The organism is Pseudomonas sp. G11-1 (assembly GCF_024031555.1).
Classification (GTDB): domain Bacteria; phylum Pseudomonadota; class Gammaproteobacteria; order Pseudomonadales; family Pseudomonadaceae; genus Halopseudomonas; species Halopseudomonas bauzanensis.
The window spans coordinates 206586-228329 of sequence record NZ_QEYQ01000004.1 but is presented as its reverse complement, the minus strand read 5'-3'; the positions used below and the strand labels follow the sequence as shown (position 1 = coordinate 228329).

Here is a 21744-nt window from a genome sequence, read left to right as displayed (position 1 = left end):
AAGCAAGGCGTTAGCCAGGAGCAAATCGTGCCTGTCAATTTCGGAAATGATTTATCCAAAAATATTGAACATTTTAAAGTTGTGTGTGCTGGTTTAGGCATACCATTCATTCGCGCAGACATTCACGGCTTGCTTGATACGTGTTATCTAGATTTAGATGAGCCATCCTTTCTCTTCTTAATTTCACATGAGAAACCATCAGCAATTTTTTATGAGTCGATCATCTATGACCCCGATCGATTCATTCTTGGCAAAATGATATCTAATGGCTGGAAAGAAAGTGTTGAGCACAGCCGAGAGTCTATCTGGCCAACACCTGGTGAGATCAAGGTCGAATTACACGTTGAGTTTTCTCAAGCAGAACAGAATATTGGGCTTCCTCGTTCCCTCATGGTGACATATGCAATCCATGGCCAGAATCGTGTTTGCTGGATATCTGCTGAGTGGGCCGAAGATCTTCATGAAAAAATTTCTGACATTCTGGAGACGCGACATGATCGCGCTGAAGTAGCCCGAGACCAGATCGCGCTGACTCTTGAGTCCCTAATTGTTGAGGTCGCTAACGACTCTGAATTTAAAGAGATTAGAGGCCGCCCCAAAAAGTTACTTTTCCTGCAAAAGAAATATGGTGATCGCATTCCCCCTCATCCGCGAGGTCAAATTTCTAAGCCTGCGCAGAACTGTGATTATGTAGATGCAAATATTGCAATTGTGCTTATTAAAGCGGATGAGCTTGCTTGGTCTTCAGAAAATCTAAATTGAATTTCAAAAAGTTAGTGCAGAGCAATACAAGCAAGGCTAGCAACTGGTTCAACCGTTCGCTTTGCTCAATGAATCAATAAAGGGGAACAAACAGGGGGGGTAGTTCATATTGAACTGTCCCCCTTTTTTTCAGATTGAGCACTTCAATCAGCCTTGGGGAAACAGGATTAGGTACAATTTTTTTATCATGAAAGAGTTATCACGCATGATATCTGTTGCCTCGCCTCTGGCGTTGCGTTCACGCCAGGCTGTCTGGTCGAGGCGGGCACGAATCGTGTTGACTGCCGGCATTGGTAGATCCATCCATTAAGCGGCTGCGCAGCGAGGGCATCACCTCTTACTGCCAGCAAATAGGTGGAGCCCATAGCTGCGGTCCTGGCCAGAATTGTAGTGAAGGCATTAACTCCCTGGCAGAAATGAACGTCATTATGGAAGCTGCAAAACTTCAAAGACATTGATCGGCAGGGTTACCTTCCATGCAGACGCTGGAGTCAACCTCACTCCAGCGCCCTAGGCTGGCTTTACAGCCAGATGCTAAACGTTAGCTCTGTGGTTTGATCAGGAACTTCTCTCCGGTAGCCTGTTTGCCGTAAACCGAGATCGCATCCAGTTGCAAGGCGCCGGCCAGGGATACTTCGTGAGTGTAGTGACTGGCGAACGTGGTCTTGATCTCGGCGGCTACGCGTTTGCGCATGGCGGCGGCGGTGTCCTTGCCCAGCTTTCCCAACGCATTGAACAGCAAGAAGCCGTTCACACCCCAGGCAAAACCGAAGCTGCGGTTCAGAGTAATCGGGCCGCGATCAAGGCCTCCATAAATATAAACCTGTTTATAGGTGTCAGATCCGTACACGCTGTATTCAGTCATGTTGCGAGAAACGGCGGCTTCCATGCAGGTGAGAATATCGCTGGCCAATCTACCGCCACCTATAGGGTCGAAGGCGATGGTAGCGCCGGTTTCGATAAGTGCTTCGGTCAGGTCTGCCATAAAGCTGTCGCTGCTGGAGTTGACCACGTATTTGGCGCCCATGTCGCGCAGCAATGCTTCCTGTTCCGGCTTGCGGACGATGTTGACCAGGTCTATGCCGTCGGCGATGCAGATGCGGTTGAGCATTTGTCCGAGGTTGGAGGCGGCGGCAGCGTGAACGATCGCCTTGTGACCTTCAGCTCGCATGGTTTCTACCATGGCCAATGCAGTAAGCGGATTAACAAAGCTTGAAGCGCCTTCGGCTGCGGTCGTACCCGGCTCCAGTTCCAGACAGCTTTGAATATTGGCACAGAGATATTTGCGGTAGCTACCACCGCCAATGAACGCAACGGTTTTGCCCAGCAGGCTTTGCGCAGCGGCTGATGAGCCAGCAGCGACAACTGTACCGGCTCCTTCGTTGCCTACGGGTATAGACTTGCCAACCCGCTTTTTAACGGCACCCATGAACTTGGCCGGGACATCGGCACTGATGACCGGGCGATCGGCGCTACCGGATTGGCTGGCGGTTGTCATATCGGCCGCGCTGAACATCACACCCAGGTCAGACGGGTTGATAGGAGCGGCTTCGATGCGGATGACCACTTGGTTCTCGCCCGGCTGCGGGATCTCAATCTCGCGCAGGGCAAGTTCCAGTTTGTTGTCTTCGCTAATGGTCGAAGTGAGTTCGATGTTGGTATCTGACACTTTGTTCTCCTGCAAAGGTTGAGTGGTCTGGTATTTCGCTAACCGGTGTTACCGCACAAGATGCGGGGCAAGCCCTTAGCGCTTGCGTGATCCGCCGCTCCGCGGCTACAAATCGGCACGTGTGCCGAGCGTTACAGCATTAAAGCAACATAGCAAGATTCGGGTCGGCAAGCTCGAATCGGCCTCTTAGTATCGTTTCTGTTCCGGTTAGATCCCCATCCATTAAGAACAGAGTCAAAGAGGTCAATTATATGAGTACCCTCGAAAATAAAGTCGCTATTGTTACTGGCGCCAGTGCAGGCATTGGTCGTGAGTCGGCTACACAGCAGGTATGCCGGGAATGGCGGCATATGCAGCTAGCAAGGCAGGGCTGATTGGCCTGACCCAAGTGCTTGCATCTGAGTATGGTTCCCATAACATCCGGGTGAACGCGCTTCTGCCAGGTGGAACTGATACAGCGGCGGCACAGGAATTTGCGGATACTCCTGAGGCGAAAGAGTTTGTATCTAATCTTCACGCGCTCAAGCGTATCGCGCAGCCTGAAGAAATTGCCCGATCAGCGCTTTACCTGGCTTCCGATGCTTCCAGTTTTACTACTGGGTCAGCGATGCTGGTAGATGGCGGCATATCCATAAATCGTGTCTGAGAGGCGGTGCCACATGTCAGACTATGACCGAATCGCGAGCGCTATGACTTATCTTGTGAATAGGGCGTCTGATCAGCCCAATTTGGAGGAAATAGCCGCCCATGTGCATTTGAGTCCTTATCATTTTCAGCGGCTCTTTTGTCGTTGGGCAGGCACGACACCGAAGCGATTCTTGCAGGTCCTCACATTGGAGCGAGGTAAAGGATTGCTGGATAAGTCTAGTTCTCTGCTCGACGTCTCACATGAACTTGGGTTAAGCGGCAGCTCAAGGTTGCATGACCATTTTGTGCAGCTGGAAGCAGTCACACCTGGGGAATACAAGAATCGAGGAAAGCAGCTAAAAATAGAGTACGGCGTACATTCTACCCCGCTGGGGGCCATGTTTGTGGCAGTGACTCCGCGTGGTGTGTGTCGGGCGGGATTCATGGACTTCAACAGCAAGGACGAACTGCTGGATGACCTTCGTATCGCTTGGCCATTCAGTTCAATCACGGAAAGCACCTCGTCTACGCGCCATGTTATCGACGCTATTTTTAGCGGCAATGCCGGCTCCAAGGAGGGTCCGCTTTCGCTCCATGTGGCAGGGACCAATTTTCAGATCGCCGTGTGGCGTGCGCTGCTGAAAATACCTCCGGGCACCGTGGCTAGCTATGGCCAAATAGCAGAGTCATTGGGTGCCTCTAATGCTGCAAGAGCCGTCGGTAATGCCATTGGCTCAAACCCGGTCGCTTTGCTGATTCCCTGTCACCGGGTTATACAGAAAAGTGGCGCGCTTGGCGGATATCGTTGGGGTCCCACAAAGAAACTGATGGTACAGACTTGGGAAAGAATGCAGGATGCTCCGCCTAACAATTCGTTTGAGCCGCCTCCGCGTCCCGACGGGCCTTAACTCAAGCGTTGAGGCCCGACTTACATGCCCCCGTCACCATCACGACGCTGAGTGCGCTGCTATAACCCCAAATACTCTGCTATCAAAAACGCTTCACCCTTGCCTTCATACTTGCCGAAATAGCTGACTGGCTCGCGGGCATCGTCTTCGATATAACCCACCTCGCAATCAATGCCATATTGCTCGGCCAGCTTGTTGAACAGGTCCACTGGGAAATTAAGGTGAATGTTCTTCGTCACGGGCTGACTTATTCCCAGCTGCCAGTCTTGGCAATCGTCGCTTTCGCACTCGTTGATCAGCGTGACATTGTTGGCCGCATTGGCATCAACATATGCCTGCAAGGCCGCTTGCAGCTCCGGCAGGTTCTGCCTCAGTTTTTTCTCTCGCTTTTCTTCAAGGCGGTCGCAGGCGATCAGCAGGTATATAAGCATTTGAACTGTCCGGGTTGAATTTTGTGGCTACTTTACCATAGGGGCTTTGGTTTCCATGGCTGGCAAACCTTGGGCTCCGGTAGGGCCTCTTACCGGGAGGGGGTACCGTCAACTGGCTGGAGACTGCTTCATGCAAATCGTTGTGTTAACCCTGACATTTTCACTCCCAGGCTGCCGCTCGCTGAAGGAGAAGCGCCAGCGAATGGGTGGGATTCACGAGCGCTATGGGCGTAACCCTGCGGTGGCCGTTTGTGAAAGTGGTGATCGTGAACGACTGGATGCAAGCGAATGGACTTTCGTTGTGGTAGGCACCTCGTCACAGGAACTGGACTCGCTGTGTAGCGAGATCGAAGACCGGATACAACGTACAGTCGAGGCCAGGGTGACGGATGTGGTTCGCGAGCGGTTGTAGTGGTCAGCAGGTTTGCCAGAGCAAGTATCTCAATACTCACCCAACACTGCCTTGAGCCGCTGAACCGACGCCCGTGCTTCTTCCGCAGTTGCAAAATTGGCGAACCCCATCAGTAAACCTCCCTGTGATGACTTGCACATCTGCCAGTCGCTCAAGGCGTGAACCGCGAGCCCGCTGGTTTGGGCAGCCTCCGCCAGAGCCCTGTCATTCTGCTCGGTGCGCAGATGGGCTAGGACATGGATGCCGCCCGCCTGTGGCTGGATATACAAGTGCTCTCCCATCTCCTGTTTCAACGCATCAACCAGATAGCCCCGCCGGGTTGCGTATAAGGCTCTCATCTTGCGCAGGTGCCTGCCAAAGTGACCCTGTTCCATGAAGTCAGCCACCATGGCTTGGGGCAGGATGGAGCCTGAGCCTGAGCGGTGATTCACCGCATCCCTGAACTGGCCGATTTGAGAGACAGGGACCACCAGATAGGCCAGACGTAAACCGGGAAACAGCACTTTGCTGAAAGTCCCGGTGTAGAGTACCCGCCCATCGCGATCCAGGCTTTTCAGCGCGGGCAGGGGCCGGCCGTGGTAACGGAACTCGCTGTCGTAGTCGTCTTCGATAATCCAGGCCTGGCGATGGTTTGCCCACTCCAGCAGCTCCAGCCGTCGCGGCAATGACAAGGCAACACCCAGCGGACTTTGATGGGTCGGGGTGACGACGGCGAAACGCGCATGGGGTGCCCGGCGCTGACCAGCCGCCACGTTCAGACCTTCCTCATCGACCGGCACCGGCTCCAGGCGCATCCCCGTACGCTCCAGGAACTGCCGGGCGAGGATGTATCCCGGGTCCTCGTACCATCCCAGGTCACCCGTCTTCAATAGCGCATGGCATACCAGTTCCAGCGCTCCCAGATAACCTGTCGTCACGAACACCTGCTCGGGCGAACAGGCAATCCCGCGTGAGATTCCCAGATAAGTCGCAATGGCGCGCCGCAGAGGCTCATAGCCTGCTGGATCGGGGTAGGTCATGGCCGTGGTCTGCAACGAGCGCATAGTGCGGCCAGCCAGGCGCGACCAGGTCTTTCGTGGGAATGCATCCAACGCCGGCAAGCCGAGCTGAAACGGCAGCACTTCACTGGATATCGCGTGCAGTGCCGGTGATGCAGGAGCGGGAGGCTCTGACAGCTTGGCGTGATCTGCGGCCAGGCTCTCCAAGCGGGGCGAGATGATGGTTCCCGCGGCACCACGCGTCACGAAATAACCTTCGTTGGCCAACATCTGATAGGCCATTTCGACCGTGCCACGCGCCAGCGTCAACTCACTGGCGAGGTTGCGCACGGACGGCACGCGGTCTCCAGGACGGAGTTTGCCCGCAGCAATTGCCTCCCGATAGCGCCGATACAACTGCAGATAGAGCGGCACGCCCTGTTCCTGACTCGGTCTGAGGTGCTGCAAGTCCATATCGAATGCCCCATTAAATTAGTCAATTCTTGCACCTACCTGCTAGGTCATGATTTTCCTACAGTACTGTCCATGCAACAAGGATCTTCACCTGAGGAAAATCTACATGAGTACCCCAAAACGTTTGCCCTATCACACGCTCTCTCCCGAGGCCTATCGCGGGCTCGGTGCTACGAAAGCAGCGCTGGAGAAAAGCAGTCTCGGTATGGAGCTGATCCAGCTTGTATGGCTGCGAATGTCGCAGATCAATGGCTGCGCTTTCTGCCTGGAAATGCATGCGCAAGCACTGCGTGCCGACAACGTTCCAGATGCCAAGCTCGACAGCGTGGCGGGATGGCGCGTGAGTGATCGTTTCAGCGAGCGTGAGCGTGCCGCACTGGCTTGGACAGAGGCACTGACGCACGTAGATCGCACGCACGCACCCGACGAGGATTTCGAGCCGCTCAAGGCGTATTTCAACGAGGTTGAAATTTCCGACCTGACCTTTGCCATTGCCTTGATGAGCGCATTCAATCGCCTGGCGATCGGGATGCGTCAGTAAGTATCAGTACACCCCCACAGCCGCCAGGTTCCTGGCGCGCGATTTGATTCAGGAGCATAACGCATGTCGCAACGTATTCTTGTCATAGGTGCCGGTTTTGCCGGTATGTGGAGCGCGCTGGGCGCCGCTCGTCTGCTCGATCAGGCGGGGCGTACAGACGTGGAGGTCGTACTGATCGCGCCAGAACCGGAGCTGCATGTCCGGCCCCGCTTGTATGAGCATAATCCCGAGGGAATGAAGGCATCGTTGCAGGACATTTTCCAGGCGACCGGTGTTGCGTTCATTCAGGGGCTGGTTGAGCACATCGATGTGACGAACCAGCAGGTGAACATTGTCGGTACCGGCATGGACACATCGCGCCGGTCCATCAGCTATGACCGCCTGGTACTCGCTGCGGGCAGCCGGCTGAATTGTCCGCCGATCCCGGGGCTGGCTGAGCATGCATTCAATGTTGACCAGATTGCTGACGCTGCGAAACTCGAGGCACATATCCATGGTTTGGCCAGCCGGGCGGAAAGTGCAGGGCGCAATACCGTGGTCGTTGCCGGTGCCGGCTTCACCGGCATCGAGACGGCGGCCGAAATGCCAGCCCGCTTGCGCGAAGCCCTCGGTCAGGATGCAGCAGTGCGCGTGATCATGATTGAGCGCAATACAGACGTGGGCCCGGATCTGGGTGCCGGTCCGCGGCCAGTGATTACCCAAGCGCTGGCTGAGCTGGGAGTCACTTGGAAGCTCGGCTCCGGCGCTGCTGGCATCGATGCGAAAGGAGTGACGCTCGAGAATGGGGAATATATCGAGGCTGATACTGTTATCTGGACCGCTGGCGCGCGCGCCAGCAAGCTGACCACGCAAATCCCGGCGCAGCGCGACAACTTCGGTCGGCTTCATGTTGATCGTAATCTGAAGGTCAACGGCCTCGATACGGTCTACGCCACGGGCGACTGCGCCTACGCGGCCACCGATGAAGATGGGAATTACGCAATGATGTCCTGTCAGCACGCCATGAATCTCGGGCGCTCCGCAGGCCATAATGTGGCTGCAGATCTGATCGGTGAGGAGCCGATCCCGTATAGCCAGCCGCAGTACGTGACGTGCCTGGACCTGGGCCCCTGGGGCGCCGTCTACACGGAAGGCTGGGATCGCCAGGTAAAGCTGGCTGGTGCGGAGGCCAAGGCGCTGAAGACGAAGATCAATACCGAGTGGATCTATCCCCCGAGTGGCGATCGCGCTGAAGTCTTTGCCCTGGCGGATCCCAGCCGCATCGTTGTTGCTTGAACGAACAGAGCGGTCTTACCCGATCGCTCTGCTCCTTTCACGAGGCCATGGCCGGAGGTGATATGAACATACTGCTGATTGACTGTAGTCCCAGGCCCAATTCGCATAGCCGGAAATTGTCGGCAGCCATCATTGCGCGGCTGCTCGCCGTGGATCCCGCTGCTCATGTCACTCGCCGTGATCTGGGGCGGGAGCCCATACCGCACGCGGAGACCAGCTACGCCACGGCGATCTCGTCACCTGGGGAGTTGGCAGCGTGGCAGTCGGATAGCGCCGTGCGTCTGTCGGAGCAATTGATCCAGGAGGTGGAAGCCGCGGACGTTCTGGTCATTGGTACGCCGATGAACAACTTCACTGTGCCTTCGGTACTCAAGGCCTGGATCGATCAGGTTCTGCGGATGGGCCGCACGATTGGTGCCGCATCCACGGGAGAAAAAATTGGCCTGCTGCAAGACAAGCCGGTCTATATTGGCATTGCCTCCGGCGGTATATTCACAGGTGACCACGCAAAACAGCCCGATTTTCTCATCCCTTACCTGACTGCTGCATTTGGATGCGTGGGCGTAACTTCGTTGCAGTTCTTTCCTCTGCAAGCGACGGCATTTCTCGATGAGGAGCAACTGAACGCAGATCGGGAAGCTCTGATCTCAACCATGGATACGACGAATATTGGCAGAACCATGCTTGGAGCGGCTCCTGCCGAATGGTGAGTGCGGTAGCCGGGCACTGCAGTCGATACTCCTCATCCTGCTATCAAAATAGGATTGATTGATGCGTAACTATCTGATCCATATAAATAAAATTATTTTCATGATGCTGTTCATTGCCACTCACTCCGTTGCCGACGGTTTACCTGATGAGCTGTTGAACGCGCCCATACACCTTATCTCAGGAGAGACTGTCAGCTTGGCCGAATACAAAGGTGAAAAGCCTGTGTATTTGAAGTTTTGGGCAACCTGGTGCCAGCCATGCCGCCAGCAGATGCCGCACTTCGAGCATGTTCAGGAAAAATATGGTGATGAGATCGAAGTCATCGGCATAAACCTGGGCCTCAATGATGACCTGCGTGCGGTACAAGACACGATTGCAGAATTTGGATTAACGATGCCGATGGCCATTGATGAAGGTGGTGACCTGGCCCAGAAATTCCGCCTTATCGGTACGCCTTACCATCTTTTATTTGATAAGCAGATGAACCTGATTCATCTGGGGCATGAAGCCGATTCCTCACTGGATAATAAGATTGACCTGGTTTCCCGAAGCCTGTCGGAGAAAGACAAGATAATTGACTCGTCCGTGTTGAATGAGGACGAGCCTGATATATCGATCAACACCAATGATGGTGACGTACATGCTCTGTTTTTCACTGCCACTTGGTGTGACTGGTATTTGAAAGAAACGCGGCCAGTGTCCGCTGAGCGCTGCGCTGCAGCGCAAAACACAATAAATTCTGTTTTCAAGGAAACAGCCGATATCTCCTGGCTTGGTGTGATAAATCGCTTGTGGACTGGCGATGAAGACATGGCGGAATACAGAAGAAAATACTCAATAGCGCATTCTATGCAGATAGACAAAAGCAATCGGTTGTTTCATAAATACGCTGTCCATGATCTCCCAACACTCTTGATTATTAAGGATGATGCGGTCGTGGCGCGGATAACGGACTTTTCTGATGAAAACAGAATAGTCAGTGAGCTGAAAAGCCATAAAAAATAAGGATGGGGAGCTCTCTCATCCATTGCGCTGCTAAGGACCTGAGTGCATACCGTGAAGAAAATTCTACTTGTTCTGGCCTTTGCTTTTGGCCTGTTCCAACTTCAGCAGGGTGGGCATCTCGATGGCTTGCTTGATGGCGCCGGCGTTACTCAGTCCGGCGCTGCCAACCACTCGCAGCTGTCGGCGCAGGACCAGCAACTGCACAACACTTTGGAGCGGATTAGTCGGAATGGGCCGTTTCCCTATCAGCGTGATGGCATCACCTTTGAAAATCGGGAACGGCTGTTGCCGATCAAGCCGAGGGGGTACTACCGGGAATACACGGTGGACACGCCGGGCTTATCACACCGTGGCCCGCGGCGAGTGGTGACGGGTGGCAATCCGCCTGTGGAGTTCTATTACACGGAGGATCATTACCGTTCCTTCACCCGCATCAAGGGGCACTGAGATGAGCACAGCAGCCAGCCAGCCAGCGGCAATCACCTGGCGGTCCAGAGGCCAGCTTGATCAACCGGCCATCGCGCTGGATGCAGGTAACAAGCTGAACAAGTCGACCCTGCTGCGGGCGCTCAGCGAGTCCTTCCGTTTTCCGGATTATTTCGGTGGAAACTGGGATGCGGCCTATGACCTGTTGCTTGATGAGGTGGATCAGCTAACAGCACCTGCGCTCTGGCGTTTTTCAATTGATGGCGCGGCGGAGGTGGATAAAGCAGATCTGGCAGACTGGATTCAGTTGATGGCGGACCTGTGTGCTTATGCTGAGTCCCGGGAGCATGGATTGCGGGTGGAGATATACAGTGATGCACAGGTCGAGTGACTCGACTCGAGCGGCTTGAACTGAGCACGAGCGAGTGCCGGGAGAAAAGCCAGGTATGACGCTTTGCAGTAACAGGGGAACTCCCCTTCTCCCAGTGCCGGGAGAGGGGGAACTCATCAGACCTCTGTTACTGTGGCCTCGGGGGCGTTCTTCTTGACGGACTCGATACCGTTGTCGCGGGACGCTGTTGATTCATATAGCTGGCTGGAGCCGATGATCTGGTGGTTTGCTGCCTTGAGATTGAACATGAACTTGCCAGAGCTGGACTCCTTGCGCTCGTAGCGGCCGTCTTCCGGGGCGTTGGCCTTGACTGATTCGACACCGTTCATACAACTGGCTTTGGTTTTGTACCCTTCACTGGCAAGGATGTTCTGCCCATTGGATGCCTTGAGTCGGAAGCGGTATTCACCAGCCTTGTCCTGATAGACCTCAAATTTACCTGCCATATTGTTCTCCTGGAAAAATGAACCACGGCGAATGTCGGTTCATTGTGTCAATTAAAGCTCAGAGTTTGCCGCTTCGCTAATGCCGGACTGCACAAAAGATTGCCTTGAGGCGGCTCGCCGCACCGCGGGCAGTGCGGCTTTTCTCGGGTTTTGGTGCTGCGGAGAAGTTTCAGCTGCGGGCTTCCGATATCATGGCGGCTGATCCGCTGTGCGTAACTGCAGACACGCCGCCGGATGAGGTGGCGTATCTCATGTCGGAGAGAAGGGTTGGCAGTGTGACCATCGATAATGTGGGCGGTCACATTGCTGGAGATCTTTACGGCTACTGATGCACTGAATGCACTGATTGAAATAGTCCGAGCAGGCAACGCTGCAGCCGCCTCGGAGTGAGGAACAGATGACTGAACAAAGATCGAACGACCCCTTGCATGGCGTCACGCTGGAGCAGGTTGTTACCCGGTTGCAAGGCCACTACGGTTGGGACGGCCTGGCTCTGCGGGTCGATATCAACTGCTTCAAGAATGATCAGTCAATCAAATCATCCCTGAAGTTTTTGCGTAAGACCCAATGGGCCCGGGACAAGGTAGAGAAACTGTATGTTTCAACCTTTCACGGTAAAGCTTACTAAGCCTGGGCAGGCGTTTGTAATTGGAGAGAGCTGGTGCTTTGCAGCAAAGCCGTACATTTTTACGCGCATAAAAGTGTGAATTTATCCATTTTTACGCGCATAAAAATGTAAATTCCTGCCCAATGCAAGTCGCTACGAAGAAGGTGCCAAGGTGGAAGGCGGCTCTGGCGCATGGATCGGAAGTGCAGATGAAGCATCGGAAGATTGAGGTGCGCCCGGGTAGTCTGGAGTTCCACAGATCATACGCTTGACGGAACCGGTGCCCCAGCCAACGCCCGATACACATTCACCATCGCCAGCACCATGGCTGTCTGGCTCTGCACCAGGTTATCCCGCATGGCGGTCAGTTCCTGCTCCGCTGCCAACAGTTCGAAGTAGCCGATAAAGCCCTGATCATAACGGTCACGCGCCTGCTCCACGGCCTGGGTGGCGGCGTCGGTGGCGCTTTGCAGCAACGCCGTGCGTTCGTGGGATTGCTGGTAGCGCAGCAGCCAGGTTTCTGTTTCTTCCAGTGCCAGCAGCACTGTCTGCCGGTAGTCGGCGAGCAGTTCTGCGTAGCGGGCGTCGGCGGCGTCTATGCGTGCCTGAACCATGGCCCGATCAAGAAAGGACCAGTCGATACCCAAGGCGACGCGCCCGGTTTGGGCGCCGCCGGTAAAGAGGTCTGACCCGGTGCCAGCCAGGGAGCCGAGCAGGGCACCTAGGGTGAAGCGGGGGAACAGGTCGGCGGTCGCGATGCCGATGCGGGCGTTGGCTGCGGCCAGTCGCCGTTCAGCGGCCTGGATATCCGGGCGGCGGCGCAGTACATCACCGGGGCTGCCTGCCGCAATGGACGGCCGACTGTCCGGTAGGTCCGCAGGGACTTCAAGCAGGGAAACCAGTGCGGTGGGTGTCTGGCCGGTCAATACGCCGATACGGTGCATGGCGGCGCCTATGTCGGCTTTGAGTTGGGGTATCTCTGCCCGGGTGGCATCCAGCTGGGCGCGGGCCCGCACCTGATCGAACAGGGTGCCGCGGCCGGCTTCCAGTCGTGCGTTGACGATATCCAGCGAGGCCTGCTGCAGGCTGACGTTCTCCTCGGCTACCCGCAGTTGCTGTTGCAGGCCGCGCAGCTGGAAGTAGCTGCTGGCCATCTGGCCCGCCAGCGCTACCTGCAGGGTCTGCTGGTCTGCACCGGCGGCCTGCAACTGTGCTTCGCTGGCCTCGGTGGCGCGGCGCAGTCGCCCGAACAGGTCCAGTTCCCAACTGAGCGCGACTCCGGCCTGGTATAACTCCACTCGCTCCTGACCCGGCTGAGTGCGCTCCACTTCTGCCAGGCGTTGGCCGGCAACATTGGCACCGGCGGTGACGCTGGGTAACTGATCCCGGCGCGAACCGCGCAGCAGGGCTTCAGCTTCCTGATAGCGGGCCAGGGCAGCCTGCAGGCTCTGGTTGTCGGCCATGGTTTGCTTGATCAGGTCGGCCAACAGGGGGTCGGCAAAGCCTTGCCAGAACTGCTGTTCGTTGCGTTCCAGCGCCGCTCCGGCAGCCTCTGTGGTTGCCTGGTCGTGGGCAAACTGCTCCAGCTGTACTGGCTCAGGCGGCTGATAATCCGGGCCTACGGCGCAGGCACTGAGCAGCGCTGCCATCGAAAAGATACCTGCCAGCTTACTCATGTGACGCTCCTTCAAGTTCTGCTTGTACATCGCTTTCAGGCTTTTCTGCCTTCTCAAAATGCTTGGCCAGCGTCCGCAGCGCGACATAAAACACCGGTGTCAGCAGCAGGCCGAACAGGGTTACGCCGATCATGCCGGTGAACACGGTGATGCCCATGGCGTTACGCACTTCGGCACCCGCACCAGTGGCCAGTACCAGCGGCACGACGCCGGCGATAAAGGCGACCGAGGTCATGATGATCGGGCGCAGCCGCAGGCGGCTGGCTTCCAGCGCGGCGCTGATGGTGTCGCGCCCTTGCAGTTCGAGTTCACGGGCGAACTCGACGATGAGGATGGCGTTCTTGCACGCCAGGCCCATCAGCACTACCAGGCCGACCTGCACGAAGATGTTGTTATCGCCGTCTACCAGCCACACGCCAAACAGCGCAGCGAGCAGACACATGGGCACGATCAGGATCACCGCCAGCGGCATTACCCAGCTTTCATACAGCGCGGCGAGTACCAGGAACACCAGCAGCAGGGCCACCGGGAAGACCACCATGGCGGCATTGCCCTGGGTAACCTGCTGAAAGCTCAGGTCGGTCCATTCCAATGACATGCCGGCTGGCAACACCTCACCGGCCACGCCCATGACCGCGGCCAGGGTCTGCGCCGAAGATAGCAGGGCGGGGTCGGATTGGCCGATCAGATCTGCCGCCGGGTAGCCGTTGTAGCGGATCACCGGGTCCGGCCCGAAGCTCTCGCGTAGCGTGACCATGGTATTGAGCGGCACCATCTGGTTGTTGGCGTTGCGGGTATACAGGTGGTCGATGTCGCTGGGGTTGTCGCGGAACGACGCATCCGCCTGGGCCATGACCCGGTAGGTGCGGCCGAACAGGTTGAAGTCGTTGATGTACTGCGAGCCGAAGTACAGCTGCAGGCTGCCGAACAGATCATCCAGCCGCACACCCTGAGCCTTGGCCTGGATACGGTCTACATCGGCATCCAACTGGGGAACGTTGGCCTGGTAGGAGCTGAACGGGTAGAACATGCCCGGTGTTTCACTCAGCGCCAGCGCCAGATCATTGGTGGCGGTTTGCAGTTCGCCATAACCGGCGCCGCGTCGATCCTGTACATAGAGCGAATACCCCGAGCCTGCGCCCAGCCCGAACACCGGTGGCGGCATGAAGGTAATGGCGAAGCCTTCGTTGATGTCGGCCAGCTTGGCGTTGATCTCATCGGATATCTCTTGGGCGGTGCGGTCGCGGTCGGCAAAGTCGTCGAATACCATGAACACCGTGCCGACGTTCGGCGTGTTGGTGCCCTGCAGCGCATTGAAGCCGACAAAGGCCAGCGCGTCGGCGACGCCCTCGGTATCCATCGCCAGCTCACTGACCCGCCGCGCAACGGCTTCGGTACGATCCAGCGAGGCGCCTTCGGGCAACCGAATACTGCCGATCAGGTAGGTCTTATCCTGGGTGGGGATAAAGCCGCCGGGCACCTGGGTGAACATCATGGCGGTGCCAGCCAGCAATAACAGGTATATCCCGAACACCCAGCCGCGGCGGCTCAAGCTGCGACCGACCAGGGACTCGTAGCGCTGGGCGTTGCGCAGAAAGAAGCGGTTGAAGGGACGGAAGATCCAACCGAACAGGCGATCAATGATGCGCGCCGGCAGATCCGGTGCTGCCCCATGGGGCTTCAGCAGCGCTGCTGCCAGAGCGGGCGACAGGGTCAGCGAGTTGATCGCGGAAATTACCGTGGCGATAGCGATGGTCATCGCAAACTGGCGGTAGAACTGACCGGTGATGCCATCCAGAAACGCCATGGGCACGAATACCGCGCAGAGCACCAGGCTGATGGCGACGATAGGCCCGCTGACTTCGCGCATCGCCTGATGCGCCGCCGCCAGCGGCGCCAGCCCTTCTTCGATATTACGTTCGACGTTTTCCACCACGACGATGGCGTCGTCCACCACAATGCCAATCGCCAGCACCATGGCGAACAGGGTCAGGGTATTGATGGAAAAGCCCAGCAGCAGCAGGACCGCGAAGGTGCCAACGATGGACACCGGCACCGCGAGCAGGGGGATCAGCGAGGCGCGCCAGGTCTGCAGGAACAGGATCACCACCAGTACCACCAGCGCGACGGCTTCCAGCAGGGTCATGATCACAGCCTTGATGGAGGTGCTGACGAACACGGTCGGATCGTAGGCAATCTCCCAACTGAGGCCCTGTGGAAAGTTATCTTCCAGCTCGGCCATTTTTTCGCGTATCGCTGCCGAGACTTCCAGCGAGTTGGAGCCGGGAGCCTGGAAGATGGGTAGTGCAACCGCTTGGCGGTTATTCAGCAGTGCGCGCAATGCATCCTGCGAGGCAGCCAGCTCGACCCGGGCCACGTCCTTGAGCAGAGTTACCTCACCCTGCTCACCGGTTTTCAGCACGATATTCTCGAACTCTTCGACCGACTCCAGCCGGCCCTTGGCGTTGATGGAAATCAACAGGTCGGAGCCATTCGGCATGGGCGGTGCGCCGATCTGGCCGGCGGAGACTTGGATGTTCTGCTCGCGTACTGCGGTGCTTATATCGCCTGCGGTGACGCCCAGAGCGGCGGCGCGCTGCGGGTCGATCCACAGGCGCATGGCGTAGTCACCCGAGCCAAACAGACCGGCCTGGCCCACGCCGGGAATACGCGCCAGCTCGTCACGGATATGCAGTACCGCGTAGTTGCGGATATAGGTGGCGTCCAGGCTGTCATCCGGCGAGGTCAGGTGCACCGCCATCATCAGATTGGGTGACTGCTTCTGGGTGGTTACACCAAGCTGGCGCACGTCCTCGGGCAGCCGCGGCAGTGCCTGGGATACCCGGTTCTGTACCTGCACCTGCGCCTGATCGGGGTCGGTGCCCAGAGCGAAGGTTACGGTCAGTGCCAGGCTGCCGTCACTGCCGGCCACCGATTTCATGTAGATCATGTTCTCGACGCCGTTAATGGCTTCTTCCAACGGCGTGGCCACGGTTTCGGAAATGGTCTTGGGGTTGGCTCCGGGATAGCTGGCGCTGACCAGCACGCTGGGCGGCACCACCTCGGGGTATTCGCTGACCGGCAGCAGTGGAATGCTGATCAGCCCGACCACGAAGATAATGATCGACAACACCGAGGCGAAGATCGGTCTGTCCACAAAGAAACGCGAGAAATTCACGGCAACAGTCTCCCGGAACGCATCCGGGAGACGCGCCCGTATCAGTTAATTGAAAAATGCAGGCGGGGTCGGGGCGTTACGGCGCCGTGGCCACTACCATGGGCGCCGGGTCGGGGCGCATCGCTACCCGCTGGGGCAGCACTTCCATTCCGGGGAACGCAATCTTCTGCAGGCCGTTGACCACCACCCGCTCGCCTTCGCTCAGACCGGCGGTAATGACCAGCAGCTTGCCCACCCGGCGGCCGGTTTCCACGGTGCGCCGCTCGACCTTGTTGTCGTCACCCAGTACATACAGGTAGCGGCGATCCTGGTCGGTCAGCACCGCCTTCTGATCCACCAGCAGGGCAGCGGAGGCGTTGGCCACGGGCATTTCCACCCGGGCAAACTGACCGGGACGTAATTTGCCGTCGGGGTTGGCTACCTGGGCGCGGTACTGCAGGGTGCCGGTGCGTGCGTTGTACTGGTTGTCGACGAAGTCCAGTTGGCCCCGGTAGGGGAAGTCCTGCTGGCCCGACAGCCCGATACGTACCGGCACAGCCTGACCGTGGGGGTTGTCCTGCGCGGTCTGCTGATCACTTTCGAAATACACATACAGCGGATTAACTGAGACGAGAGTTGCCAGCAGGGTGGCATCGATGGTCGCCAGGTTGCCACGGGTTACCTCGGCGCGGCCGATACGGCCACTGACCGGCGCCTTGATCTGGGTGTATTCCAGATCCAGCTGGGCGCTTTGCAGTGCCGCAGCTGCGGAATTCACCGCGGCCTGGGCCATGGTCTTCGCCGCATTGCGCTGTTCGAACTCTTCGCGAGAGATCGCCCGGCGCTCCCATAACTGTTCGGAGCGGGCCGCCTCGCTGCTGGCCAGCGTCAACTGGCTGCGCATGCGTGCCAGTTCGGCCTCGGCCAGTTGCACGTGGGCTTTATAAGGGCGTGGGTCGATGACGAACAGCACGTCGCCTTCGCTGACCAGTTCGCCTTCTTCGAAGTTGACCTGATCAATGTACCCGCTGACCCGCGGGCGCAGTTCCACGGTCTGGGGTGCTTCGACCCGGCCGCTGAATGCACCCCAGATGGTCACCGGCTCGGCGTTGACCTCGGCCACCTCAACTTCGGGTGGTGGTGGCGTAGCATTATCCTGGGCTTGGCCCCGAGCATCGCAGCCGGCCAGGACGAGCAACAGCAGGCCGCCGAGCAGAGCCACTTTGGCTTGATTGAAGGGGATTGCATGCATGGTCTGTTCTCGCTTCCCGTCAGGGATCACTGGTTCAAGTCGTTGGCGCGGGGCACCGTGGTGGAACGAACATTAAAGCCAGTGTTGTTGTAACGGGTAGCGCGTTACTGCCGCATGATTGCCTGATCCTACTTATAGCGGTTTCGCAATCTTGCGTTTTCCGGCTCTCGAAGATTGTCAAAACGTGATTGTTTCACCTTTGCAAGGCTTTACACGTGATAGCTTGAGCGATCCTGCTGGATTGTTGCCTATTCCTGCAGATCGTCGGCTCGGGGCTTGGGCCTTGTCTGATCCTGTATATACTGCCTTCACTCTCTGGAGGTCTGCTATGCTCAGTATTGTCCACTCGCCCCCTGAACTTGCCTCGATACAGCCCCCCGCCGAACCTATGTGCCGGCAACTGGCCGATCTGGTCTCATCCAGGATCACCACCGAGGGCATCCACAAAACCATCATTCCCGGCCTGGAGCTGTTTCGCATCGATGCGCCCTCCGGTTGTGTGTCTACCGTGTATGAACCCTCCTTGTGCGTCATTGCTCAAGGCCGCAAGACGGTTGAGTTGGGCGACCGGGAAATCGTTTATGGCGCGCTCAGCTATATGGTGTCCAGTGTCGATCTGCCGGTGCAGGGGCGAGTAATAGACGCCTCTCCCGAGCAACCCTATCTGGCGGTAAAAATCAGCATCGATCCGGCGGAAGTGGCCGATCTGGTACTGCAGTTAGGTGACTCCGCGGCGAGTGACGAGCAAACTGACTGCCCTTATTCAGGCTGCGGTCTGTGTATTGCCCAGATCGATCTGGGCATACTCGATGCCATGACCCGGCTGGTGCAGCTACTCGATTCGCCAACCGACGCGAAGGTGCTGGCACCCCTGATCCAGCGCGAAATCATCTACCGCGCGCTGGTTGGCGAGATGGGGCCGCGTATGCGTGAGTTTGTCTCGGCCGATAGCCAGTCACACCGTATTTCCAAGGTGATTTCGGTGCTCAAGAGCCGTTTTGCCGAGCCCCTGCGGGTGCGCGAGCTGGCGGAAGACGTGAATATGAGCGAGTCGGCGTTGTACCACAGCTTCAAGCAGGTCACGCGTATGTCGCCGGTACAGTTTCAGAAGAAGCTGCGCTTGCACGAAGCGCGAAGGTTGATGCTTAGCGAAGGGCTGGAAGCTGCCACTGCAAGCTATCGGGTCGGCTACGAAAGTCCTTCGCATTTCAGCCGCGAGTACAGCCGCATGTTCGGTGCGCCGCCGCGCGCAGACGTTACCAAGCTGCGCCGTGAGACGCGCATGGGTATGCCGGCCTGAGGGTTTCTGAACTATGCTTGAGGCGTGCTGGGAGCCCTCCGGAGGATTATCATCATGTCCCGTTTATTCATGCTTTTTGCTGCATTGATGCTCAGTTCTGCCGCCTTTGCCATGCATTGCCCCCAGGATATGGCAAAGATCGATGCCATCCTGGAAAACAATCCCCCCACCGATCAAGCGGTATTGGATCAGGTAGTGGCGTTGCGTGCGCAAGGAGAGGAGTTGCACGATGCTGGGCGGCACGAGGAGTCGGTAACGGTGTTGGCTGAGGCGCTTGAGCTGTTGGATGAGGAACCGCACAGCCATTGATTACACCGCAGGAGTAAGGACCTTTCTGGGCGCGGAATCAGGATCGGTTGCACATGACGTCTATGCTCCCGACCCTGACTCCCGCTTTACGCTACAGCGTTACAGTACGACCGCAGCCACACTGTTACTGTCGTAAACCAGCTCCACGTCTACGTCGCCTGCATCCACGCTATCAAACGCCCCGGTCACCGCCTGACCGGAGAGCAGGGTAATCTGCGTGCCGGTCGCAGGGGTGTTGGCGAAGTCCAGTTGCAGCGAACCTCCATCGATATAGACGATGCCACTGGCTTTCACCGGGATGTCGTTACCATCGGTATTCAGCGACAGGGTGCCGGCATCCATGGTCAGGTTCCCCACGATCGTCAGCGTACCTTCCACGTCTACTCGCACGGTACCGTCTTCCACATACAGATCCCCTTCGCCGAAGGCGCTGGTGGAACCGGCTTCCAGGGTGCCGCCTTGCACCAGAGTGCCGCCGGTATAGATATTCTCACCGGTCAGAACCAGGTGTCCGCTGCCGGCCTTGGTCAGGCGGCCTTCGCCGGAAATGTCGTTGCGCCACTGGTCGCGCTGGTTGAAGCCATCCTGGCTCGCATCCATGTTGACCGTGACGTCGCCAATGAAAGCGCCGTAGCCATCCGCTGCGGTGACCAGATCAAGGCGCCCCCAGCCATTGGTGTCGTCCAGTATCGGGTAGCCCGAATCGATCGCGGTGGTGTACAGCACTGCGCGGCGCTGTTCGGCGGTCAGATAGGGTAGGCGGGTGGCCAGCAGCGCTTCGGCACCTTCGGGTACCACAGGGGCCTGACCTGCTTTGGTCTCGTCATGGGGCAAGCCGTAGGTCATGCGGAAGCGGTACAGCTCCTTGTTCAGCTCGTTGTCGTCATACTTGCTGGTATTGAAGACCTCGGTGCGAACCAAGGCGCCATCGATCAAGCCAGGCTCGTTATCCACCGGACGATGGGCGTATTCGTACAGATCCATATCTTCGGCTGCTGCCATATCACCGAAGTACTGCTGCGCGGCCTGGTAGGCGGCCGTGGCGTCATCGAGAAGATGCGGCTGGTTCAGCGCATGGGCGGTGACGATCATGGAATGGATACGACCGCCGATGACATCAACCGGGGAGTGCATGCCGGCAATGATCCGGCTCTCACCCAGCAGGGAGGCGCGGGTGAGCATTTCCGAGTAGCGCTGGGGCAGGGCGTAGGCGTAGGCCATGGCGGCGAGGTAGCCGGCATTGGTGTGTCCGCTGGGATAGCCGCCATCCTTGCGGCGGTTCTCGGTATCGATCGTATACAGGCCTTTATCGTAATCGCCGGCGCTGTGCTGACGGCGGGCGCACATCAGGCCGGGGACGACGCTGACGCTGGTGATATAGGTGTCGATGACGCGGCTGGTTGTTGTTCCGCTGGAATCCATGCACTGGTAGTTCTTGTCGGTGCCGAGATACTCGATCTCGCCGAGATCGTTCATGCGCCAGGGGCGCGGGGTCGAGAAGATGTATTTGGACGCATTGGTCGAGGCTGGCGAGCGCTGGCGGAAGGCGTCGACCAGGCGCACCACGGCGCCCAGTTCCGGGGCGTTCTGATCTCCGGCCCAGGCGATTCCGTCATTCACGCCGGATTGAAAGTGCTCGTCCTGCAGAACCTGACTGACGCTGGGTACCGGAATATCGGTATAGGCGCCGGAGGCTGCTACGTAAGCTTCGGTCAGCGGCCCGAGGCCATCGATGACGCTGTAGTTCTTTGACCGTACGTCATCGAGAAAGGCCAGGATCGCTTCATCATCGGACCGGTCCTTGGTGACGTCGATCACATATTGAATGTTGGCTTCCCAGGCTGCGGCATCGACGATGGGGTCAGCCAGATAATGGTCTGGACCGTCACCGGATGCGCCTTGCTGGTAATGATCCGAGGTGCCCTGCCATATGGAATTGATACCGTCCAGGAGGTGGGCCATGGGGTTGTCAGCCAATACCCAGCGGGCGGTGCCATCTGCGTTATTGTCCGCAAAGCGGATGGCGGGTAATGGATAGCTGACTTCGGGCAGGGCGACGGTCTGCTCGTTGTCCAAACCGGCAGGCTTGGCAGGTTTTTCAATTGCGATGGGTGAGCGGTCGTTGCTCGAGCTGCTGCTTTTGCATGCGGACAGGGACATGGCGACCGCAATCGCCAAAGCCAGGCGTGCCGGCAGGGCGCCACGTAGGGAGTGATAGTGCATGAGTGTCTCGCTTTCAGGGCTGAATGAAACGCGCAAGTGAGGTGCGACTGCTGCTGCAGCGCAGCGACGTGTCTAGCGTGGCACTATAGGAAGGCTGTGTTACGTGGCTATTGCAGTTTCAAGGCAGGAGCCAGGGGATGTAAACGGGTCATGCTTCAGCGCATG

At 57.6% G+C, this 21744-nt stretch carries 22 protein-coding genes; 14 read left to right on the top strand and 8 right to left on the bottom strand.

What is annotated here, in order from left to right; genetic code table 11:
• Positions 1 to 27: 27 nt before the first annotated feature.
• Complete coding sequence (locus tag DHB74_RS13490; RefSeq protein WP_499161714.1) at positions 28 to 762, top strand: hypothetical protein; 735 nt, start codon at positions 28 to 30, stop codon at positions 760 to 762.
• 541 nt (positions 763 to 1303) lie between these two features.
• Here DHB74_RS13490 and DHB74_RS13485 read toward each other — a convergent pair.
• Positions 1304 to 2446, bottom strand: a complete 1143-nt coding sequence (locus DHB74_RS13485; RefSeq protein WP_499161713.1) for a zinc-binding dehydrogenase — start codon at positions 2444 to 2446, stop codon at positions 1304 to 1306.
• A 316-nt stretch (positions 2447 to 2762) separates the two neighbouring features.
• On the opposite strand from DHB74_RS13485, the gene DHB74_RS13480 reads away from it, so the two are divergent.
• Both DHB74_RS13480 and DHB74_RS13475 read left to right on the top strand, forming a co-directional pair.
• A complete protein-coding gene (locus DHB74_RS13480) occupies positions 2763 to 3077 on the top strand; it encodes an SDR family oxidoreductase (RefSeq protein ID WP_211242612.1) in 315 nt (104 codons plus the stop codon).
• Positions 3078 to 3090: 13 nt separating this feature from the next.
• Entirely contained in the window at positions 3091 to 3966 is an 876-nt protein-coding gene (locus tag DHB74_RS13475) for a bifunctional helix-turn-helix domain-containing protein/methylated-DNA--[protein]-cysteine S-methyltransferase (RefSeq protein ID WP_499161712.1), read from the top strand.
• 59 nt (positions 3967 to 4025) lie between these two features.
• On the opposite strand, the gene DHB74_RS13470 is transcribed toward DHB74_RS13475, so the two are convergent.
• The gene (locus DHB74_RS13470) at positions 4026 to 4397 is read right to left on the bottom strand and encodes a hypothetical protein (protein ID WP_499161711.1); all 372 of its coding nucleotides are present in this window, start codon (positions 4395 to 4397) and stop codon (positions 4026 to 4028) included.
• A gap of 55 nt (positions 4398 to 4452) precedes the next feature.
• Here DHB74_RS13470 and DHB74_RS13465 point away from each other — a divergent pair, with 55 nt between their 5' ends.
• On the top strand, positions 4453 to 4809 hold the full coding sequence (locus DHB74_RS13465; protein WP_499161710.1) for a DUF503 domain-containing protein: 357 nt from the start codon (positions 4453 to 4455) through the stop codon (positions 4807 to 4809).
• 29 nt (positions 4810 to 4838) lie between these two features.
• Here DHB74_RS13465 and pdxR read toward each other — a convergent pair whose 3' ends face one another.
• The gene (pdxR, locus tag DHB74_RS13460) at positions 4839 to 6260 is read right to left on the bottom strand and encodes a MocR-like pyridoxine biosynthesis transcription factor PdxR (RefSeq protein WP_499161709.1); all 1422 of its coding nucleotides are present in this window, start codon (positions 6258 to 6260) and stop codon (positions 4839 to 4841) included.
• Positions 6261 to 6366: 106 nt separating this feature from the next.
• On the opposite strand from pdxR, the gene DHB74_RS13455 reads away from it, so the two are divergent.
• The 6 genes from DHB74_RS13455 (at position 6367) to DHB74_RS13430 (ending at position 10609) form a co-directional block, all read left to right on the top strand.
• Positions 6367 to 6801, top strand: coding sequence for a carboxymuconolactone decarboxylase family protein (locus tag DHB74_RS13455; protein ID WP_074781240.1), 435 nt, complete (start codon positions 6367 to 6369; stop codon positions 6799 to 6801).
• Positions 6802 to 6864: 63 nt separating this feature from the next.
• Positions 6865 to 8076, top strand: coding sequence for an NAD(P)/FAD-dependent oxidoreductase (locus DHB74_RS13450; RefSeq protein WP_499161708.1), 1212 nt, complete (start codon positions 6865 to 6867; stop codon positions 8074 to 8076).
• Between the two features lie 62 nt (positions 8077 to 8138).
• Positions 8139 to 8786 carry an FMN-dependent NADH-azoreductase gene (locus DHB74_RS13445; protein ID WP_499161707.1) on the top strand — a complete coding sequence of 216 codons (648 nt, stop codon included), beginning with the start codon at positions 8139 to 8141 and terminating at the stop codon, positions 8784 to 8786.
• A gap of 61 nt (positions 8787 to 8847) precedes the next feature.
• Positions 8848 to 9792 carry a redoxin domain-containing protein gene (locus DHB74_RS13440; RefSeq protein ID WP_499161706.1) on the top strand — a complete coding sequence of 315 codons (945 nt, stop codon included), beginning with the start codon at positions 8848 to 8850 and terminating at the stop codon, positions 9790 to 9792.
• A 51-nt stretch (positions 9793 to 9843) separates the two neighbouring features.
• Entirely contained in the window at positions 9844 to 10239 is a 396-nt protein-coding gene (locus DHB74_RS13435) for a guanyl-specific ribonuclease (protein ID WP_499161705.1), read from the top strand.
• 1 nt (position 10240) lies between these two features.
• Positions 10241 to 10609: a barstar family protein gene (locus DHB74_RS13430; protein ID WP_499161704.1), complete on the top strand. Its 369-nt coding sequence runs from the start codon at positions 10241 to 10243 to the stop codon at positions 10607 to 10609.
• A gap of 116 nt (positions 10610 to 10725) precedes the next feature.
• Here the strand turns inward: DHB74_RS13430 and DHB74_RS13425 are convergent, their stop codons facing one another.
• Positions 10726 to 11055: a YegP family protein gene (locus DHB74_RS13425; RefSeq protein ID WP_136869026.1), complete on the bottom strand. Its 330-nt coding sequence runs from the start codon at positions 11053 to 11055 to the stop codon at positions 10726 to 10728.
• Between the two features lie 191 nt (positions 11056 to 11246).
• Here DHB74_RS13425 and DHB74_RS13420 point away from each other — a divergent pair, with 191 nt between their 5' ends.
• Positions 11247 to 11384 (top strand): hypothetical protein, encoded by a 138-nt coding sequence (locus tag DHB74_RS13420; protein ID WP_499161744.1) that lies wholly within the window; start codon positions 11247 to 11249, stop codon positions 11382 to 11384.
• A 68-nt stretch (positions 11385 to 11452) separates the two neighbouring features.
• Positions 11453 to 11683 carry a VF530 family protein gene (locus tag DHB74_RS13415; protein WP_105646366.1) on the top strand — a complete coding sequence of 77 codons (231 nt, stop codon included), beginning with the start codon at positions 11453 to 11455 and terminating at the stop codon, positions 11681 to 11683.
• A gap of 239 nt (positions 11684 to 11922) precedes the next feature.
• Here DHB74_RS13415 and DHB74_RS13410 read toward each other — a convergent pair whose 3' ends face one another.
• From DHB74_RS13410 to DHB74_RS13400, 3 genes are all read right to left on the bottom strand, one after another.
• The gene (locus tag DHB74_RS13410; protein WP_499161703.1) at positions 11923 to 13338 is read right to left on the bottom strand and encodes an efflux transporter outer membrane subunit; all 1416 of its coding nucleotides are present in this window, start codon (positions 13336 to 13338) and stop codon (positions 11923 to 11925) included.
• Positions 13331 to 16516: an efflux RND transporter permease subunit gene (locus tag DHB74_RS13405; RefSeq protein WP_499161702.1), complete on the bottom strand. Its 3186-nt coding sequence runs from the start codon at positions 16514 to 16516 to the stop codon at positions 13331 to 13333. The genes DHB74_RS13410 and DHB74_RS13405 overlap by 8 nt, the downstream gene beginning before the upstream one ends.
• Positions 16517 to 16592: 76 nt before the next feature.
• Positions 16593 to 17747, bottom strand: a complete 1155-nt coding sequence (locus tag DHB74_RS13400; RefSeq protein ID WP_499161701.1) for an efflux RND transporter periplasmic adaptor subunit — start codon at positions 17745 to 17747, stop codon at positions 16593 to 16595.
• Positions 17748 to 18075: 328 nt separating this feature from the next.
• Between DHB74_RS13400 and DHB74_RS13395 the strand changes: the two genes are divergently transcribed.
• Positions 18076 to 19047, top strand: coding sequence for an AraC family transcriptional regulator (locus DHB74_RS13395; RefSeq protein ID WP_499161700.1), 972 nt, complete (start codon positions 18076 to 18078; stop codon positions 19045 to 19047).
• A 54-nt stretch (positions 19048 to 19101) separates the two neighbouring features.
• Positions 19102 to 19356, top strand: a complete 255-nt coding sequence (locus tag DHB74_RS13390; protein WP_136869031.1) for a PA2433 domain-containing protein — start codon at positions 19102 to 19104, stop codon at positions 19354 to 19356.
• A 99-nt stretch (positions 19357 to 19455) separates the two neighbouring features.
• Here the strand turns inward: DHB74_RS13390 and DHB74_RS13385 are convergent, their stop codons facing one another.
• Complete coding sequence (locus DHB74_RS13385) at positions 19456 to 21579, bottom strand: phosphatase PAP2 family protein (RefSeq protein ID WP_499161699.1); 2124 nt, start codon at positions 21577 to 21579, stop codon at positions 19456 to 19458.
• Positions 21580 to 21744: the final 165 nt, after the last annotated feature.

What these genes read in the sequence shown, in the direction of transcription:
- DHB74_RS13480 (WP_211242612.1), top strand. Translation starts at nt 2,763, where the DNA reads ATGCCGGGAATGGCGGCATATGCAGCTAGCAAGGCAGGGCTGATTGGC.
- DHB74_RS13475 (WP_499161712.1), top strand. Translation starts at nt 3,091, where the DNA reads ATGTCAGACTATGACCGAATCGCGAGCGCTATGACTTATCTTGTGAAT.
- DHB74_RS13470 (WP_499161711.1), bottom strand. Translation starts at nt 4,397, where the DNA reads ATGCTTATATACCTGCTGATCGCCTGCGACCGCCTTGAAGAAAAGCGA.
- DHB74_RS13465 (WP_499161710.1), top strand. Translation starts at nt 4,453, where the DNA reads ATGGCTGGCAAACCTTGGGCTCCGGTAGGGCCTCTTACCGGGAGGGGG.
- pdxR (WP_499161709.1), bottom strand. Translation starts at nt 6,260, where the DNA reads ATGGACTTGCAGCACCTCAGACCGAGTCAGGAACAGGGCGTGCCGCTC.
- DHB74_RS13455 (WP_074781240.1), top strand. Translation starts at nt 6,367, where the DNA reads ATGAGTACCCCAAAACGTTTGCCCTATCACACGCTCTCTCCCGAGGCC.
- DHB74_RS13450 (WP_499161708.1), top strand. Translation starts at nt 6,865, where the DNA reads ATGTCGCAACGTATTCTTGTCATAGGTGCCGGTTTTGCCGGTATGTGG.
- DHB74_RS13445 (WP_499161707.1), top strand. Translation starts at nt 8,139, where the DNA reads ATGAACATACTGCTGATTGACTGTAGTCCCAGGCCCAATTCGCATAGC.
- DHB74_RS13440 (WP_499161706.1), top strand. Translation starts at nt 8,848, where the DNA reads ATGCGTAACTATCTGATCCATATAAATAAAATTATTTTCATGATGCTG.
- DHB74_RS13430 (WP_499161704.1), top strand. Translation starts at nt 10,241, where the DNA reads ATGAGCACAGCAGCCAGCCAGCCAGCGGCAATCACCTGGCGGTCCAGA.
- DHB74_RS13425 (WP_136869026.1), bottom strand. Translation starts at nt 11,055, where the DNA reads ATGGCAGGTAAATTTGAGGTCTATCAGGACAAGGCTGGTGAATACCGC.
- DHB74_RS13420 (WP_499161744.1), top strand. Translation starts at nt 11,247, where the DNA reads ATGGCGGCTGATCCGCTGTGCGTAACTGCAGACACGCCGCCGGATGAG.
- DHB74_RS13415 (WP_105646366.1), top strand. Translation starts at nt 11,453, where the DNA reads ATGACTGAACAAAGATCGAACGACCCCTTGCATGGCGTCACGCTGGAG.
- DHB74_RS13410 (WP_499161703.1), bottom strand. Translation starts at nt 13,338, where the DNA reads ATGAGTAAGCTGGCAGGTATCTTTTCGATGGCAGCGCTGCTCAGTGCC.
- DHB74_RS13400 (WP_499161701.1), bottom strand. Translation starts at nt 17,747, where the DNA reads ATGCATGCAATCCCCTTCAATCAAGCCAAAGTGGCTCTGCTCGGCGGC.
- DHB74_RS13395 (WP_499161700.1), top strand. Translation starts at nt 18,076, where the DNA reads ATGCTCAGTATTGTCCACTCGCCCCCTGAACTTGCCTCGATACAGCCC.
- DHB74_RS13390 (WP_136869031.1), top strand. Translation starts at nt 19,102, where the DNA reads ATGTCCCGTTTATTCATGCTTTTTGCTGCATTGATGCTCAGTTCTGCC.
- DHB74_RS13385 (WP_499161699.1), bottom strand. Translation starts at nt 21,579, where the DNA reads ATGCACTATCACTCCCTACGTGGCGCCCTGCCGGCACGCCTGGCTTTG.